At 39.2% G+C, this 16412-nt stretch carries 11 protein-coding genes; 5 read left to right on the top strand and 6 right to left on the bottom strand.

Features of this window, described 5'->3' with window-relative positions:
- The first annotated feature begins 12 nt into the window (after positions 1-12).
- Entirely contained in the window at positions 13-2475 is a 2463-nt protein-coding gene (gene priA, locus D9O48_RS04120) for a replication restart helicase PriA (RefSeq protein ID WP_233589181.1), read from the top strand.
- Positions 2476-2478: 3 nt separating this feature from the next.
- Positions 2479-3495: a UDP-N-acetylmuramate dehydrogenase gene (gene murB, locus D9O48_RS04115; RefSeq protein ID WP_126970924.1), complete on the top strand. Its 1017-nt coding sequence runs from the start codon at positions 2479-2481 to the stop codon at positions 3493-3495.
- Positions 3496-3993: 498 nt separating this feature from the next.
- Here murB and D9O48_RS04110 read toward each other — a convergent pair whose 3' ends face one another.
- The 4 genes from D9O48_RS04110 to D9O48_RS04095 form a co-directional block, all read right to left on the bottom strand.
- Complete coding sequence (locus D9O48_RS04110; RefSeq protein WP_126970922.1) at positions 3994-7347, bottom strand: glycosyltransferase family 117 protein; 3354 nt, start codon at positions 7345-7347, stop codon at positions 3994-3996.
- 112 nt (positions 7348-7459) lie between these two features.
- On the bottom strand, positions 7460-8275 hold the full coding sequence (locus D9O48_RS04105; RefSeq protein ID WP_126970920.1) for an SAM hydrolase/SAM-dependent halogenase family protein: 816 nt from the start codon (positions 8273-8275) through the stop codon (positions 7460-7462).
- A 14-nt stretch (positions 8276-8289) separates the two neighbouring features.
- Entirely contained in the window at positions 8290-9096 is an 807-nt protein-coding gene (locus D9O48_RS04100; RefSeq protein ID WP_126970918.1) for an SDR family oxidoreductase, read from the bottom strand.
- Positions 9097-9162: 66 nt separating this feature from the next.
- On the bottom strand, positions 9163-10242 hold the full coding sequence (locus D9O48_RS04095) for a lipase family protein (protein WP_126970916.1): 1080 nt from the start codon (positions 10240-10242) through the stop codon (positions 9163-9165).
- A gap of 195 nt (positions 10243-10437) precedes the next feature.
- Here D9O48_RS04095 and D9O48_RS04090 point away from each other — a divergent pair, with 195 nt between their 5' ends.
- Positions 10438-11253 (top strand): SOS response-associated peptidase, encoded by an 816-nt coding sequence (locus D9O48_RS04090; protein ID WP_126970914.1) that lies wholly within the window; start codon positions 10438-10440, stop codon positions 11251-11253.
- On the opposite strand, the gene D9O48_RS04085 is transcribed toward D9O48_RS04090, so the two are convergent.
- Together D9O48_RS04085 and D9O48_RS04080 are read right to left on the bottom strand one after the other, a co-directional pair.
- Positions 11250-12764 carry a rhomboid family intramembrane serine protease gene (locus tag D9O48_RS04085; protein ID WP_126970912.1) on the bottom strand — a complete coding sequence of 505 codons (1515 nt, stop codon included), beginning with the start codon at positions 12762-12764 and terminating at the stop codon, positions 11250-11252. The two genes, D9O48_RS04090 and D9O48_RS04085, sit on opposite strands and share 4 nt — an antisense overlap.
- A gap of 1 nt (position 12765) precedes the next feature.
- Positions 12766-13230 carry an OsmC family protein gene (locus D9O48_RS04080; protein WP_126970910.1) on the bottom strand — a complete coding sequence of 155 codons (465 nt, stop codon included), beginning with the start codon at positions 13228-13230 and terminating at the stop codon, positions 12766-12768.
- Between the two features lie 233 nt (positions 13231-13463).
- Here D9O48_RS04080 and D9O48_RS04075 point away from each other — a divergent pair, with 233 nt between their 5' ends.
- Together D9O48_RS04075 and D9O48_RS04070 are read left to right on the top strand one after the other, a co-directional pair.
- Positions 13464-14051 (top strand): PhnA domain-containing protein, encoded by a 588-nt coding sequence (locus tag D9O48_RS04075; RefSeq protein WP_126970908.1) that lies wholly within the window; start codon positions 13464-13466, stop codon positions 14049-14051.
- Between the two features lie 133 nt (positions 14052-14184).
- Positions 14185-16410 (top strand): alpha/beta hydrolase family protein, encoded by a 2226-nt coding sequence (locus tag D9O48_RS04070; protein WP_126970906.1) that lies wholly within the window; start codon positions 14185-14187, stop codon positions 16408-16410.
- Positions 16411-16412 lie beyond the last annotated feature (2 nt).

Genomic DNA, 16412 nt, shown 5'->3' with positions numbered 1-16412 from the left:
TTGTGCCAGAATATGTTTGAGAAATTATTTGCCGAAATAATCATTCCTTTAGCGTTACCCAAAAACTACACCTGGTCGGTACCTGATACATTGCAGGACAAAGTTCAAGTGGGTGTAAGGGTAGAAGTAGTACTGGGTAAAAATAAAAAATACGCCGGTATTGTTAAAGCAATTCATTCTTCTGCACCGGAAGCGTATGATACCAAAGATATTATTAATGTTTTGGATGATGCTCCAATTGTAAACGCCGAACAATTGAAGTTATGGGAATGGATTGCCCGGTACTATATGTGTTCAGAAGGAGAAGTAATGGCTGCGGCACTTCCTGCACATTTTAAACTCAGCAGTGAAACAATTCTTGTTTACAATGAAGAGTTCGGCGAAGATTTTCAGGCACTTGATCATGATGAATATCTGGTAGCTGAAGCCTTATTGCTCCGCAAAGAATTAAAGATTACCGAAGTACAGCAGATTCTCGAAACCAATCATATCTATCCGGTTGTAAAAAGACTGATCGAAAAAAGAGTATGTACGGTTTGGGAAGCTTTGAAAGAAACCTTTACACCTAAGAAAGTTTCTTTTGTAAAATTATCTCCGGTATACCGTAATGAAGAATCACTTAGTAAACTACTGAATGAAGATCCCAAGCTGCAAAGAGCAGAAAAACAGTTAGAATTATTATTGAGTTACCTGCACCTTGAGCAAACGGAAGGAATAGTACGGAAGTCTGACTTATTGAAAAAAAGCAATGCTTCTGATGCACAGTTGAAGGGATTAGTGCAAAAAGGAATTTTAACAGTAGAAAAACAGGTGATCGACCGTATACAATACCTGGCCGAAGATATTAATGTTGATACAGACCTCACCCAGGCACAGAATGATGCCTATGAGCAGTTACTGAGCAATTTTGCTATTAAAGATGTTTGTTTGCTGCATGGCGTCACCGCAAGTGGAAAAACCTTACTATACATTAAACTGATTGAGCAATATATCCGTGAGGGCAAACAGGTGTTGTACCTGTTACCCGAAATAGCATTAACCTCGCAGGTGATTCGCCGTTTACAAAAACATTTTGGCGGACATATTGGTATTTATCACTCTAAGTTTTCACAAAACGAACGGGTGGAGATATGGAAAAAAATCAAACAGGGTAAACTGAAAGTGGTGGTAGGGGCAAGGTCAGCTTTGTTTCTGCCTTTTAATAATATCGGATTGATTGTTGTTGATGAAGAGCACGATTCTTCTTATAAACAACAGGATCCGGCACCCAGATATAATGCACGTGATTCGGCTATTTTCTTAGCCGGTTTGTTTAATGCAAAAGTTCTGCTCGGGAGTGCTACTCCTTCGGTAGAAAGTTATTATAACGGTCAGCAAGGCAAGTATGGCCTGGTAAGTTTGTTAGAACGTTTTGGAGGAGTTGAAATGCCGGTGATACAAATAGTAGACACCAAAAAAATAGCACAACCCGATCATGAAAAAGTGATTATTACACCTGCTCTGGAAGAGGCAATGCATTTGTCGTTGACGAATCAAAAACAAATTATTCTTTTTCAAAACAGAAGAGGCTATAATCCTTATCAGATTTGCCAGCAATGCGGTTGGATACCTAAATGCAAACATTGCGATGTTTCGCTTACTTTCCATAAAATTACACATAAACTGCATTGCCATTACTGCGGAACTGTTTATGCGCCTATTCATGAGTGCAGTGCCTGTGGATCACATCACTTTCTCAAACGTTCGTTCGGAACAGAAAAAATCGAAGAACATCTGGCTACTTTGTTTCCCGATGCCAAAATTGCACGGATGGATGTAGACAGTGTCAGAGGGAAGTCTGCCCATGACCAGCTGATATTTCAATTTGAGAATAAAGAAATTGATATTCTGGTAGGCACACAGATGGTAGTGAAAGGGTTGGATTTTGAAAATGTGAATCTGGTGGGCATTCTGGATGCCGACAGTTTACTTACTTTTGTTGATTTCAGAGTAAATGAACGGGCTTTTCAATTAATGGAACAGGTGAGTGGCCGGGCAGGCAGGCGTGATGGTAAAGGACTGGTATTGGTACAGGTAGCACAGGTACACCATCCGGTACTGCAATTTGTACAGAGTCATCAGTACCTGGCATTTTATGATTTTGAAATGCAGATGAGAAATGCTTTTGGTTACCCGCCTTTCTCAAGAGTGATCAATATAACTTTCAAACACAAACAAAAAGAAATTGTAGACAAAGCCGCTAACCTGATGGCGCGGGCACTGCATCCTTTATTTGGCAAATACATTATAGGCCCGTCTGCACCGGTAGTCAGCAGAATCCGCAATCAGTACCTGATGGAAATGATGGTGAAGATTCCAAGGGATGCAAGGTTATTGAATGAATGTAAACACCTGATTCAACAGCAGGTTGCGATGATTCATCAGGAAAAAGAATTAAAATCGGTCGTGATCATTCCAGATGTAGATAAATATTAAATCATGCAATTCTTAAAAAATATATCGTTGAAAGAATACCTTACGATGCAGGTAGATGTTCAGGCACGTAAAGCGGTAAAGGTTTTGTCGGAGGCAGATATAGAACAATTATGGAAGGTTTACCGGCATGAATTGCAGCAGGCTCTGGTAATTGGCGGTGGAAGTAATCTTGTGATAACGGCTTCGCCGGATCAATTGGTTTTATTGATGGAAATACAAGGTATTGAAGTTGTACATAAAGAAAAAAAAGTTTTACTGCAGGTGGCAGCAGGGGTTACCTGGCAACACTTTGTGGAATATTGCCTGAATAACAATTACGGCGGTGTAGAAAATCTGATCAGCATCCCCGGTAAAGTAGGCGCTGCTCCTATGCAAAACATCGGTGCCTACGGAGTGGAGGTAAAAGATACCATTCAAAGAGTAAAAGTATTCGATTTAACGACAGGTGGTTTTGATTGGATTACCAATGAAGATTGTCATTTCGGTTACCGGGAAAGTATTTTCAAAAATGTAGCAAAAGACAAGTATATAATTGTTGCGGTAGAGTTTTTACTAACAACCAGCGACCATACAATAAAGGTTTCTTATGGTGACGTTCAAAAAATGTTATTCGAAAGAAATATTCATGAACCTCGTATTCAGGATGTAGCTGCTGTAGTTGCTGCTATCAGAGCGAGTAAGCTACCTGATCCTAAAGAGTTGCCGAACTGCGGCAGTTTTTTCAAAAATCCGATAGTTGGCGTAGAAGTGTTCACAAAATTGCATGCGCGGTATCCTGAAATACCACATTATTCAGTAGATACCGAATGGGTGAAAATACCTGCCGGCTGGTTGATTGAAAAAGCCGGTTGGAAAGGTTTACGTAAAGGCAAAGTGGGCGTACATGAAAAACAGGCATTGGTAATAGTAAATTATGACGGAGCTGACGGAAACGAAATACTGAATTTTTCAAAAGAGATTATGAAGGATATCAAACAGAAGTTTGGTATAGAGCTGGAGCGTGAGGTGAATTTTGTATAATGTCACTGCTTGCAAAGCAGCGCCAGTAAATCTCTCGCGCCGGATTGTATCCGGTGCGTTATATCATGATCATTCTGAAAAGTATCCTATTATATAATAGGCAGGTATAAAGAAAAGGGGTTTGGTCAAAGGGAAAGATAAATTTTGTATAATGTCACTGCTTGCAAAGCAGCGCCAGTAAATCTCTCGCGCCGGATTGTATCCGGTGCGTTATATCGATATTTTTTCGAGAAGTATTAAATTCTATAATCAGCAGGTATAACGAAATCGGTTTTGTCGAAGGGAAAGATGAATTTTGTATAATGTCACTGCTTGCAAAGCAGCGCCAGACTATCTCTCGCGCCGGATTGTATCCGGTGACTTATATCGTGATATCTCTTCGAAAAGTAATTTAAATCATGTAATAACTACGTTAAAGCATTCTTGCTTGCAAAGTATTGTAGGTACGAGAGCTAACAAAAAAGCTGACCATAAATGGTCAGCCTTTTTGTTTATTCTTTATTGAAGCGGAATATTATTTTCTATTTTCTGGTCATCTCCGAAATCCTGTTTTAATTGTTCAAGATTCATTAATAACTGGAAGGTAGATAAGATGTCTTGTGCAAATGCTTCCTGACGGCGGTTTAAGCCTGATAAGCGTCCGTTCAGCAATACATTTGCCTGCATCGCTAATTGTTCGCCGGTTAGTTTATTATTACCTAAAGCTGCGTAGTAGGCCATTTGTTCATTCAGGTCTTTTTGTAATGAAGCGCCCACTTTTTCAGCAAGGGCTTTGTCGCCTGAACGGTAAGCAGCATATAAGAATTGTAAAGTAATTCTGTTATGGAAGTTACCTCTGTTAGAGGTCATACCGTAAGGAACATTTTCCTGATCTACGTTCTGATCATATTTATTGAGTACTTCTTTAGCTTTTCCACTTTCACCTGCATCTACCAGATGATTGGCTACGATCGCATGTGTCTGGCGCATAGAGTTGATGTGGCGACGGTTTTCTTCATCGAAATAAACTCCTTTGGTTTTTGCATTACCATAATACATGTGGTTCATGATATTATTATAAGCGGCATCTAAACCTACACCGGATTTTGTTTTGTAAGGAACCAGGCGATAGGTTAAACCTTCTGTTCTTACATAATCGGTTAAACCTAATTCTCTCAATTCCTGCTCAGAGGTAAAGTAAATCGGTCTTTCCCATTTATTAGCTGCGATCACCGCTAATACGGCTAAATCATTTTTAAGAATCAACGATTTGTTCAGGTCGATTTCTATGTAGTTCACCAGGCTGTCACCTTCTTCCAGTTTGTATTCTTGTTTTACTTTTTCAATGTCAACAGGAATTCTCACTTTAGTAGTAGGTAAGAAATGTACTTTTTCTGCATCACCTCTTCTGCTGGCCATCAGGTTTGGATCATCTTTACCAACAAAGTCTTTTAGTAAAGTGTACAGATCATGATATTCTCCATTCTGATAAGCATAAGCTGAAGGCGGAACACCATAACCATAGCGTTGTAATCCCTGAACGGTAAATACTACGTCACGTTTGTTACCTGCAATCTGATTTTCAGTGAAAATAACATCAAATGGTGCGCTTTCATTCAGTTTATAACGAAGCTGATTGATATACCAGTCTGTGCCTAATAAGCTGTAGTTAATCACACGTAAATCTTTTCTAACGCCTTCTACTTCCTGTGTAAACCAAAGCGGATAGGTATCATTATCACCGAAGGTTAATAATAATGCATTTTCAGCAGTTGATTCGAGGTAGCTTTTACCTAAATCTCTGGCGAGGTATTTTTCTCCTCTGTCGTGATCATCCCAGGTTTGAGATACCATTAATACCGGAGCTGCTAAGAGTGCTGCAGCGGCTGCAACAAATTTAGCCGTATTACCTGAAGGAATGAATTTTTGTAGTCTTTCCTGAATCCACAATACTGATAAACCGATCCAGATAGCAAAGGCATAGAATGATCCTACGAATGCGTAGTCACGTTCTCTCGGTTGAAATCCGGCCTGGTTCAGATAAACAACAATAGCAATACCGGTAAAGAAGAATAGTAGTGTAGCTACCAGCCAGTCTTGTTTGTTTTTTCTTAATTGGAAGAAGAAGCCAATTAAGCCCAGAATAAAAGGAATTGCGTAAAATTTATTATTGGCTTTGTTGTCTTTTCCGGCGGTACTTGGTAATATATCATCGCCATCTTTTCCGAACAGATTATCTACAGGTTTTATACCGGTAATCCAGTTACCGTCTCTGCTGTTTCCAAAACCTTGTAAATCGTTCTGGCGGCCGGCGAAGTTCCAGAAGAAATATCTTCCGTACATCCAGTTCAGCTGATAGTTGAAGAAGTAGTAAATGTTATTGGAAAACTTAGGCTGGCCTCCCGGAGGGATATTTCCGAATACGCGATAAACGTAATCCTGCTGGCGTTCGGTGCCGGCATCATACATTCTCGGGAATATATGTGGTCCGATTTTGCTCGGATCCCAGCCTGGGTTTTGTTGAATAATGTATTGAATTTCTTCCTGGCTCGGTTTGGCAGAATAATCTACTTTTCTTTTTTTACCAGAAACAATGTATTTGTCTTCGCCTTTAATGTACTGATCACCGGCGTCAACGAAATTCGGACGGTAATTATAGTCAGGTCCGTATAAAATCGGCCAGTCACCGTATTGTTCACGGGTTAAATATCCGATCAGGCTGACTGGATTATCAACGTTATACATATCCACTGAAGGATTTGCATTTGAACGGATTAATGTAGTAAAATAGGTAGTGGTTCCGAGAATCACGAAGAAAGTAGACCAGATACCAATTTGTAAGAAATTAAATATTTTTCTTTTATGGGTGCTCAGGAAGAACAACAGCACTCCTGTAGCGATAGCAAAAAGAACGAAGCTTCCGCCAGACTTGATAAACGGAAAGCAGAACATCAGTAGTAAGACGGTTAGCCAGGTGGCGAAACCAGAAAATTTCTGAATGCTTTTGTCTGTGAATCTTAATCCTAACAAAATAAATACAAACAGGAAAACGAAATAAAATCCGAAACCACTGAAGAATGGTAATCCGAGCGTATTTACGAAGAATATATCAAAAGAGCCGGCACCCTGAATACTCCATTGAATAAATACAACCTGTGTTAAACCGGTTAGTACACATCCTACCAAAAAGGCAATAATGGTATTTTTAGTAGTGATCGGATATCTTTTGAAGTAATAAACCATTACGATGGCCGGAATGGTCAAAAGGTTTAATAAGTGGATACCGATAGATAAACCTACCAGATAGAAGATCAGAATGAGCCATTTATCGGCCACGCCGAACTTACCGATCGGGTTAGTTTCTTTATCAGCGGCATGTTCCCATTTCAGAATTGCCCAGAATACCAGCGCTGTGAACAATGAAGAAAGGGCATATACCTCACCTTCAACAGCACTATACCAGAAAGAGTCGCTCCATGCATAGGCGAGCGCACCTACTACACCGGCAGCCTGAATGGAAAAAAGTTGACCAAAATTAAAGGTATTCGCTCCCGGTGCAACGATTTTACGGGCAAAGTGAGTAATAGACCAGAAAAGAAATAAAATAGTAAAGCCAGAAGCCAGGGCGTTCATGAAGTTTACTGCAAGTGCTGCGTTCATTGGGTCAGCTCCGAATAAAATGATAAAGAAACGACCTAATAAAACGAATAATGGTGCGCCGGGTGGGTGAGGAATTTGTAATTTAAAGGCAGTTGAGATAAACTCGCCACAATCCCAGAAACTACCCGTTCGTTCCATTGTTAGAACGTAAGTGGCAGTCGCTATCAGAAATACCAGCCATCCGACAATATTATTCACTCGGTTAAAGTTCATATACGCTATTTTTTTAAAAACTCAGCAAATATAATATTCAGAGCACAATGTTAATAAAGCAAAGTGCTAATTCATAGACTAAAGCATTAAAATTAAGGTAAATAAGGATAAATTATTCAAAATGCACTCTTACTGTTTGATAAAAAAGCCGATTTTGACTACTTAACGACTTTTCCGAGAACCCTTGTAAACCAAGTAATCCGGCAGCATTGCCTTTATTCATGGCAATTTCGAGGTAACCGGCAGCATTGAAGAGGGCTAATTTTTCACCTTCCATTACATCAGCATAAGTTTCGCTGATGGTAGTAATAACTTCATTTCGAACGAAAACTATACGGAAACTTCTGTTTTTTCGTTGACTTTCGAATTGTTCGCGGGTGATATTGACAATGACGTTTTCGAAATTGTCAATATAAATAATATGACCTTCTATCCAGTTTTCGCCTAACAACGGGCGAAGGTGATTTTTTTCGAGGTAATTCACATCAGGTTGACCAATATCAAGTATACTGGCACCTTTGTGTAATTGATGAACAGCTTGACCCATTATTTCGGCGATATAAAGCGTGTTTCTGTTTTCGAAAAGGTTTAAAGGAAGGCCGATGACCATTTCGGGGCGATCTTCCAGAATCATATTCAGGAGGCCGTTATCGGCACAGATAAAATATTGGTTATTGTGATAACATAGCAATAATTGTTCGGGTTTTTGCTCGAACAGATTGATAAAGATTAAGTGAAACGAGTAAGCAGGGAAATGCTTTATGGCATTTCTGGTAATATATGCCGCCTGCGGATAGTTAAACGGAGCAATTTCATGCGAAATATCTACCAGATTAAAACCCGGATCTACTGATAGCAGTTTACCCTTGATAGCCCCGACCAAGTAATCTTGATGCCCTATGTCTGATGTGAGGGTAACTATTGCCATGGGTGCAACTTCGACTATTTAATAAGTTTACCGTCTTTGAAATAATATTTATGTACCAGTTTATCTGCCCAGGCCGGGAAGAAGCGGTTTAAGAAAACAGTTTGTTTACCGGTTCCGGTAAGTACAAGGGTACGTTTTCTCTTTTCAATCGCTTTTACAATGTGAACAGCGCACTCTTCGGCAGACATTAATTTCGATTCATCTAATGGCGATTCACCTTGTGACTCACCAGTGGCGTTCAAAGCGGCATTACGTATGTTCGATGAAGTGAACCCCGGACAAACCCACATTACATTCACACCGCTATCCAGCAATTCGGTTCTCAATGCTTCCAGCCATCCCTGTAATGCAAATTTGGAAGCAGAATAACCGGTTCTTCCGGGTAAACCACGGTAACCGGCTATAGACGATACGCCCACAATGGTTCCTTTACGCTCCAAAATAGAAGGTAAAGCATATTTTGTACAATATAAAGCACCGAAAAAGTTTAGATCCATTAGTTTTTTAATGACTTCGGTATCGGTATCATTAAACAAACCACGCATACTGATACCGGCATTATTGATCAGAATGTCAATGCCACCGAGGTTTTTGATCGTTGATTCAATAAAACGCTTACAATCACTTTCTTTACTGATATCGCAGGTAATTGTATGCAATAATGCATCACTATGTCTGATCTGCAGATCATAAAGTTTGTCGTGATTTCTGGCGCACGTAGCCACTTTTGCACCTTGCTGGATGAAATATTCTACCAAGGCTTTTCCTATTCCATCACTTCCTCCTGTTATAGCTACTACTTTATTATTGAATATACTCATACGATGGTTTTATACCGCAAAAATAATAAATGATGTTTGTATTATAATACCTGTTAGTGTAATATGTTATTTTTTTAAATACCAATATTTTAGTAAGTCCATATATGCCACAATAGAGTGGTGTACAAATATTTTTTTACCGTTTTCGTCAAGATATTTGCTGTTATACTCTTCTGTTGCCTTGAGCACTACCGGCTGGCCGGTACGCGCATACTGGTGTGAAGTGGCAAATACGGGTAATGTTGCGTTCGGATCGGCTTTAATAATGAATTTTCCTATGGTTTTGCCCAGTCTCTTCTGAAACTTACGTTGTGCCTTTTCCGAACTTTTTGCCAGATCATTATAGTATTTCTTTAAGGCCCATCTCACCGGAACTTTTTGCTTTTTGATAACTCCTCTAAGGTTGGCAAAAGGATTTACTTTATTAAAATCCTGCATGGTTTGTATAGAGAAAGGTACTTCAGGCACCCAATCCAGCTCATTTACTATATTAAAAGCCCAGCCACCTCTAAACAAAAATTCAAAATCATATGCAAAACCGGTATTTCCGGGCTTTGGTGCTGCCGAGCAGTATACTTTTACAGTAAGGCCGGGATATGCTCTTTTTAACCAGGTTGCTAAAATATAGGCAATGGCACCGCCCTGGCTATGCCCGGTTACAATAAATTCATTAATACCTGCTGCCATTTCTGCTTTAATCAGCAGGTCGAGGCTATCTTTCATGTACGAAAAACCTAGTGTCCAGCCTACATGTACTGCGGCATCGGGGCGATCGGCTAATTGATAGTTAAACTTCTTTCCGTCAATAAAATCAAGTTGCCCGGTAGCAGGGATCATCGCTGCATAAAAGTTTTCTAACCACGATTCCCCTTTTCCGGAAGTGCCGCGAATAACAATCATACCTACCGGCCGTTTATTACTTTTCCAATACGACCAAACATTGTCAAGTGGTGAAGGGCTACTCTTATAAATCATTTGAAATTCAGCCGGGGGTGGGATTGAAGGCTGTTCAAAACCTGAAATAATATTATTGACCAGGCAAACTTCATAATATTCTTCCGCGTCGAAGTCTGGTTTTAAATATTGCTGTGCTGCTCCTTTTAATGAAATTGTCAGAATCAATAATAAGGTAGAGTAAATGCGCATAAAATGGTTTTTGAGGAAAGCTTTTATGAAATTACCATGCAAAAAGCATTTCGTTAATATACAATTTTTTTCAGGATTACTAACATTTAATGTTCATGAAGGTTTATTCTTCCGCTGTTTTTTAAGTTTACGCTTAATAGGCGAATTGATTATTGAATTCATCAGTTTATATTTGGGCAGAACGAATTTAAGTGTATGTGTTTTTATAAAGGAATTAAGACGAATGTTACCCTGAATATAACCTTAGGCGAAACTGATCTGGATCTGAGCGGTTTCGAACCATTGTTTAAAGAGGTGGAAGTGGGGTTTGATTTTTCACCCTCCGTAGTTGTTACCAATGAAAATGGTAATCTACAACCCAGAATAATGGAATGGGGTTTTATTCCTTCCTATATCAGAGACGGGAATGAATTACTGAGAATGCGTAGCGGTTATACCGATAGTACAGGAAAGTTTCACCCGCCAATGGATTTGTTAAATGCAAGAGTGGAAACAGTGTTTCAGAATTTGTATAAAGATGCTGCTCTGAAAAGACATTGTCTTGTTCCTGCCACCCATTTTTTTGAATGGCGTCACCTCCCGAAAATAAATAAGAAAACCGGTAAGCCGTTAAAAACTACTGATAAATATCCTTATGCCATTCAGGTAAAACAGCAGGAATGGTTCTGGATGGCCGGTATCTGGCAAGGCTGGACCGACCGGCAAACGGGAGAGTATCTCGAAAATTACGCGATCATTACGCAGCCGGCGAATGAGTTAATGAAAAAAATTCACAACTCAAAAGAAAGAATGCCCGCCATTCTTACAAATCAGCAGGCATATGATTTTTTAAATACATCCGCAGAACAGGAAACGCTTGCGGTATTATCAGATATATTTCCCTCAAACAAGTTACAGGCACATACTATTCAGAAGGATTTCAGAATGAGTAGTGAACCTCTTTTGCCAGTGATCTATACAATGATAGAAGAAACTGAAAAAGGTACAGTTGAAAATGGTAAGCTTTTCTAACGCCTTCTTAGTTTTTTGAGTCTGTTTTCATATTCATTTACATCGAACTCATAGTTTTCTTTACTCTCTTTTAAATAGAGTAACAAGTCTTTTCTTTCCTCTATGTATGTAAATGCTTCTATTGGAATTTTTTTATAACCCGCAGGTACCCGTAGGTGCTGTAATGAGTCTATTGTTTTGTTCAGGTCAGCAAAACATTCCAGTGCATAATTTACTTCTTTAGGGATATCAGCTCTTCTGTAAAGATGATAATTCAATAAGATAAAATTACCGTTTTCATAATACAGCTCGGCTTTTTTCATATGGTGTTCCCACTCTTTAAAATCAGTTGGTTTTGACAACACTATCAACATTGCTACAGATGCTGTTAATAGTGGGGCAAACAGAATTCTCAGATTTTTTTTAAATGGGGCTTTTCTATTACTGTAGTCATAAATGATCCCGTATATAAAGCCGAAAGAGAGTCCGGCAAGGTGGCCGGTATGATCAATGTATGTATCCCAATGCAGTGTAATCATTACAAGATCTACTGATAAAAAAGCAGCTATGCTGAGGATGGTTGGAATAATAGCACGCGGAAACTGTTTTCGAAGCAGCGCAAAGAATAGTAATCCCAATAACCCGAATGCAGCACTGGATGCTCCCAGGATAAATCCACCGTCATGAAAGTAAAAACTCAGACTGGCGGCAAAAAAACCGATCGAAATAAAGTGAATGATATAGAATTTAGAGGATACCCATTTTTCTATAAATCCGCCGATAAGGAATAACACAATGATATTTCCGAGCACGTGCATAATATCACTGTGTAAAAATATACTGGTAATCAGTCGGTGTATTTCACCGTTAGAAACAAACAAATCATGGTTAGCTCCCCAGGTACGCATAACAGCGCGGTTGACATGCCCTGTTTGAGAACTGAGCACCATTAGTCCGTATACTAACAACAACGACACAATCAGCATCAGATTTGCGTAATAGGGAGGTCGATTGCTGACAAAATCAATCGGCGCTAAAAACCGTGGTGTTTCTACCGGAGGAGGTATACTTTCTGTTATCTCCGGTGGAGCAGAAGTATTGTTTCCGGTTGTAATGTCATACTGCAACGGCTCTTCTAAAGTGTTTGTTATAGCAGCTATAGAGGTCGTATTATCCGGGCTATCGCTCATCAAAGATTCGTCTGTATTTTCATCTGCAGTATCTGCTGATTCCGTATTTTCTCTAATGTAAGCAACAAAGTCACGAACGTTGAAAAAATTTGCAGAAAAATCATAGAAAGTAGGAAAAATTTGCCGGCTTAATACTTCCCAGTAACCATTTTCGGTATCAATAGAAATTTCCTGACCGAGACTATACCATTTTCTGACTCTGTAAAAGATAAAATGGGTATTGCTAAGCTGGTAACAATCGTATTTTTTTTCTTTACAATAATTAAAAATCAGCTGTTCTGCATCTTCGGTACCGGTGAAGATTTGCTCATTATAAGCGCAGTAAGTTATTTTTGAAATCACTTTATACTAAAATCGAGGGTTGATGTAATACTGGGAAATTAACTGATTTAGCAATAAAACAGGCTTTGTGTGCTTCGTGATGCAAGGTCATAGCCATGGTTGTTTTCTCCGGATTTTTTATTTTGACCTGTGGTTTCAGCACTACTTCAGTAAAACGGCCGTTACCGGTATCGTCGAGTTCCATCTTACCTTCTGCAAAATCTTTGTATTCTTCCACCACCACGTCATTAACGGCACAAAGGTGCAGGTACCACAACATATGACAGGAGCTGAGGGAAATAACCAGCAGGTCTTCGGGGTTATACCTGGTGGGATCTCCTCTGAAAATAGGATCGGAGCTGCCTTGTAATACAGGCTTTCCGGGAATGGATATATTATATCCTCTTTCATAGCTGGTGTAAGCGGTTGTTCCGACACCAGTATTACCAGTCCATTCCAGTTCCAGATGATACAAATGAGTACTCATAACAAAGCGAATAAGTGGTTAGCTAAAATTGCATCGGGGTAAGAGCCCTAAGTTCACTAAAAAAAAGAAAGTTTCAAAGCTTAGTGAAAGAATTTAAGTTGAATTAATAAAAAATACTTAAATACACGTAAAATATGCGCTGATATGTGCAATGAAATACATCATATTATGATAAAACTCAACTTTCTTTGCTAAATAAAAATGTACATTTGTGGCCGAAAACCTGACGGTATATGAAATTAGACGAACAATTGAAGAATCGCAGTGGTAATCAGTGTGAACTGTGCACAGCAGCTGCTCCTTTACACATGTATGAGGTACAGCCCGCCAAAAATATCGGTGCAGACGGTTACGTACACTTATGTAGTACCTGTATCGAACAGGTAGATAAAAAAGTACCACTCGATGCACAAAGATGGAATATCCTGACTACTACTATGTGGAGCGAATATCCTTCCGTACAAGTACTGGCCTGGCGTTTACTGAATAGATTAAAGAGCGAATCCTGGGCCGCTGAACAACTTGAATTGATGTATCTTGATGATGATACGCTGGAATGGGCAAAAGCATTGGGTGATGCTGATGCTGACGCCTCCGGTGATCTGTTTCACAAAGACAGTAACGGGCATCTCTTACAGAATGGCGACAGCGTTGTATTAACACAAACTTTGGATGTGAAAGGTTCTACAATCAAAGCGAAAGTGGGTACTGTTGTAAAAAATATCAGACTGGTACCGGATAATCACGAACAAATTGAAGGAAAGGTTGAAGGACAAATGATTGTAATACTCACTAAATACCTGCGTAAACAACAGTCATAAAGAAATCAAACATATTCCGGAAGCTATTTTTCCGATCATAATACCAAACAGGTCTGTCCGGGCTAACCGAACAGACCTGTTTTATTTTTAATGTGTTAACTTGTATCCGCTTTATTAATAAAAATTGTGATTCATGAATGTTTTAAATCAATTGACCGGAAGCTGGAAAGCCGACTTAGCTATACAAGGTAATAAAGTGGTCATACAGCTGGAAATTAAAAATCAGAATGATACAACAGCAGCATTGGTTTCTATCACCGAATTAGGATTACAAAACCTGAATGTATTTCCTGTGGTGGATGGTAATAATGTAAATTTCAGCATTCCTCCTTTAGGAGTTGAATTTAAAGGAATCTTTGATGGAGAAACGTTAGCCGGTGAAATAGGAAATGAAGGAGATACTACGGCAATACAATTTACTTCCTTCGAAAAGAAGTTACCGGGAAACCCTGCTTTGGTATCTTCTGCTGAAGAATTGAACGAACTGATTCAGCTCGATAAAGGTGATTTTAAATATAAAGTGGAAGATTATTTTCAGCGACCGGAAATCAGTGCATTTGCACTATCTCCCCAAGGCCGTTATATTTCATTCAGAGAAAAGAACGCACAACATAAACGACCTGTTTATATCCGGGAAATCAGTACCGGAAAAGTGTTGAAAGTAATCGATGAAGTAAAAGAACTGGTGCGTGATTACTATTGGTTAAGTGATGAGAAACTGTTGTATTTTATGGATAACGGCGGCGATGAAAATTATCATCTCTACACCGTAAATGTAGACGGTTCCAATAATATCGATTTAACACCTTTCGAAGGAGTAAAAGCCGGTGTGATCAATGTGTTGAAAGAGGATCCTGATCATATGATTATTTCTATGAATAAAGAGAATCCTCAGGTGTTCGAACCTTATAAAGTAAATGTTCATACAGGAGAATTGGTAAAGTTGTATGAGAATAAAGATGTGGTGAATCCTATTCAGTCTTATACCTTCAATAAAGACGGCTTAATGAAGGGGTTTTCAAAACTGAAAGATGGAGTAAATACACAATACTTCTACAAGGCAGCCGGTGAGGAGGAGTTTAAGTTATTGTATGAAAATAAGTATTACGATCATCACGCTATTCTTGCATTTGATTATAGCCAGGCTGATGAAGATATCGTATATCTTGTATCCAACCTTCAAAGTGATAAGGCCAGAATCGAATATTGGAATCTGAAAACGTATCAACAACTTAAAACCGTATTAGAAGTAGAAGAGTATGATGCTGCCGGTTTACGGTTATCAAGAAAGAGAAACTGGGAGATTGACTTTTTTACTTATGAAGGTGAAAAGCAGGAAATCATCCCTGTGAGCGAAACCTTTAAGGAAATTTATAAAAAGTTAAATGCCGAACTGGGTGACGATGCGATTCATATTATTGACAGAACAGATGAAGAAGACCGTTTTCTGGTATATGTCACCTCCGATAAGTTGTATGGAAAATATTACCTGTACGACCATCTGACGGGTAAGATAGAGTTATTAATGGATTTAATGCCTCAGCTAAAGGAAGAAGATATGGCTTCTATGAAGCCTATCCGTTTTCAATCGAGAGATGGTTTAACAATTCATGGTTATATCACATTACCGGAAGCAGCGCTCTCTGGAAAAAAAGTGCCTTTGATTGTGAATCCGCATGGCGGGCCGCAGGGTATCAGAGATTCATGGGCTTTTAACCCCGAAGCTCAGTTATTTGCTTCGCGTGGATATGCTACTTTACACGTGAACTTCAGAATTTCCGGAGGATATGGAAAAGAATTCATGCGAAAAGGCTTTAAGCAAATCGGTCGCGCCTGTATGAATGATGTGGAAGATGGTGTATTATATGTGATTGAGCAGGGGTGGATTGATGTAGCAAAAATTGCCATCTATGGTGGTAGTCACGGAGGGTATGCCGCATTAATGGGATTGGTAAAAACTCCGAAACTGTATGCCTGCTCAGTTGATTATGTAGGGGTATCAAACCTGGAAACATTCTTTCAATCGATACCGCCGTACTGGAAGCCAATGTTAAAAATTATCAAAGAAATCTGGTATGATCTGGATAACCCTGCGGAAAAAGAAATTGCACTGGAAGTATCCCCCATTTTTCATATTGATAAAATTGAACGGCCATTATTTGTGGTACAGGGAGCAAATGACCCGAGGGTGAATATTCATGAATCCGACCAGATTGTATCCGAATTACGCTCACGCGGTTTTAATGTACCGTATATGGTTAAGTATAATGAAGGACATGGATTTGCCCATGAAGAAAATCGGATTGAGTTATATAAAGCAATGATGGGTTTTTTCAGTAAATATTTAGGAGGTAAATAATA

The sequence above is a fragment of the Gynurincola endophyticus genome, from assembly GCF_003991195.1.
Classification (GTDB): Bacteria; Bacteroidota; Bacteroidia; order Chitinophagales; family Chitinophagaceae; genus Gynurincola; species Gynurincola endophyticus.
This window is presented reverse-complemented; position numbering and strand designations above follow the sequence as displayed.

Bases quoted from the DNA above. Each gene is read 5' to 3' on its own strand.
- priA (WP_233589181.1), top strand. From the start codon at position 13: ATGTTTGAGAAATTATTTGCCGAAATAATCATTCCTTTAGCGTTACCC.
- murB (WP_126970924.1), top strand. From the start codon at position 2,479: ATGCAATTCTTAAAAAATATATCGTTGAAAGAATACCTTACGATGCAG.
- D9O48_RS04110 (WP_126970922.1), bottom strand. From the start codon at position 7,347: ATGAACTTTAACCGAGTGAATAATATTGTCGGATGGCTGGTATTTCTG.
- D9O48_RS04105 (WP_126970920.1), bottom strand. From the start codon at position 8,275: ATGGCAATAGTTACCCTCACATCAGACATAGGGCATCAAGATTACTTG.
- D9O48_RS04100 (WP_126970918.1), bottom strand. From the start codon at position 9,096: ATGAGTATATTCAATAATAAAGTAGTAGCTATAACAGGAGGAAGTGAT.
- D9O48_RS04095 (WP_126970916.1), bottom strand. From the start codon at position 10,242: ATGCGCATTTACTCTACCTTATTATTGATTCTGACAATTTCATTAAAA.
- D9O48_RS04090 (WP_126970914.1), top strand. From the start codon at position 10,438: ATGTGTTTTTATAAAGGAATTAAGACGAATGTTACCCTGAATATAACC.
- D9O48_RS04080 (WP_126970910.1), bottom strand. From the start codon at position 13,230: ATGAGTACTCATTTGTATCATCTGGAACTGGAATGGACTGGTAATACT.
- D9O48_RS04075 (WP_126970908.1), top strand. From the start codon at position 13,464: ATGAAATTAGACGAACAATTGAAGAATCGCAGTGGTAATCAGTGTGAA.
- D9O48_RS04070 (WP_126970906.1), top strand. From the start codon at position 14,185: ATGAATGTTTTAAATCAATTGACCGGAAGCTGGAAAGCCGACTTAGCT.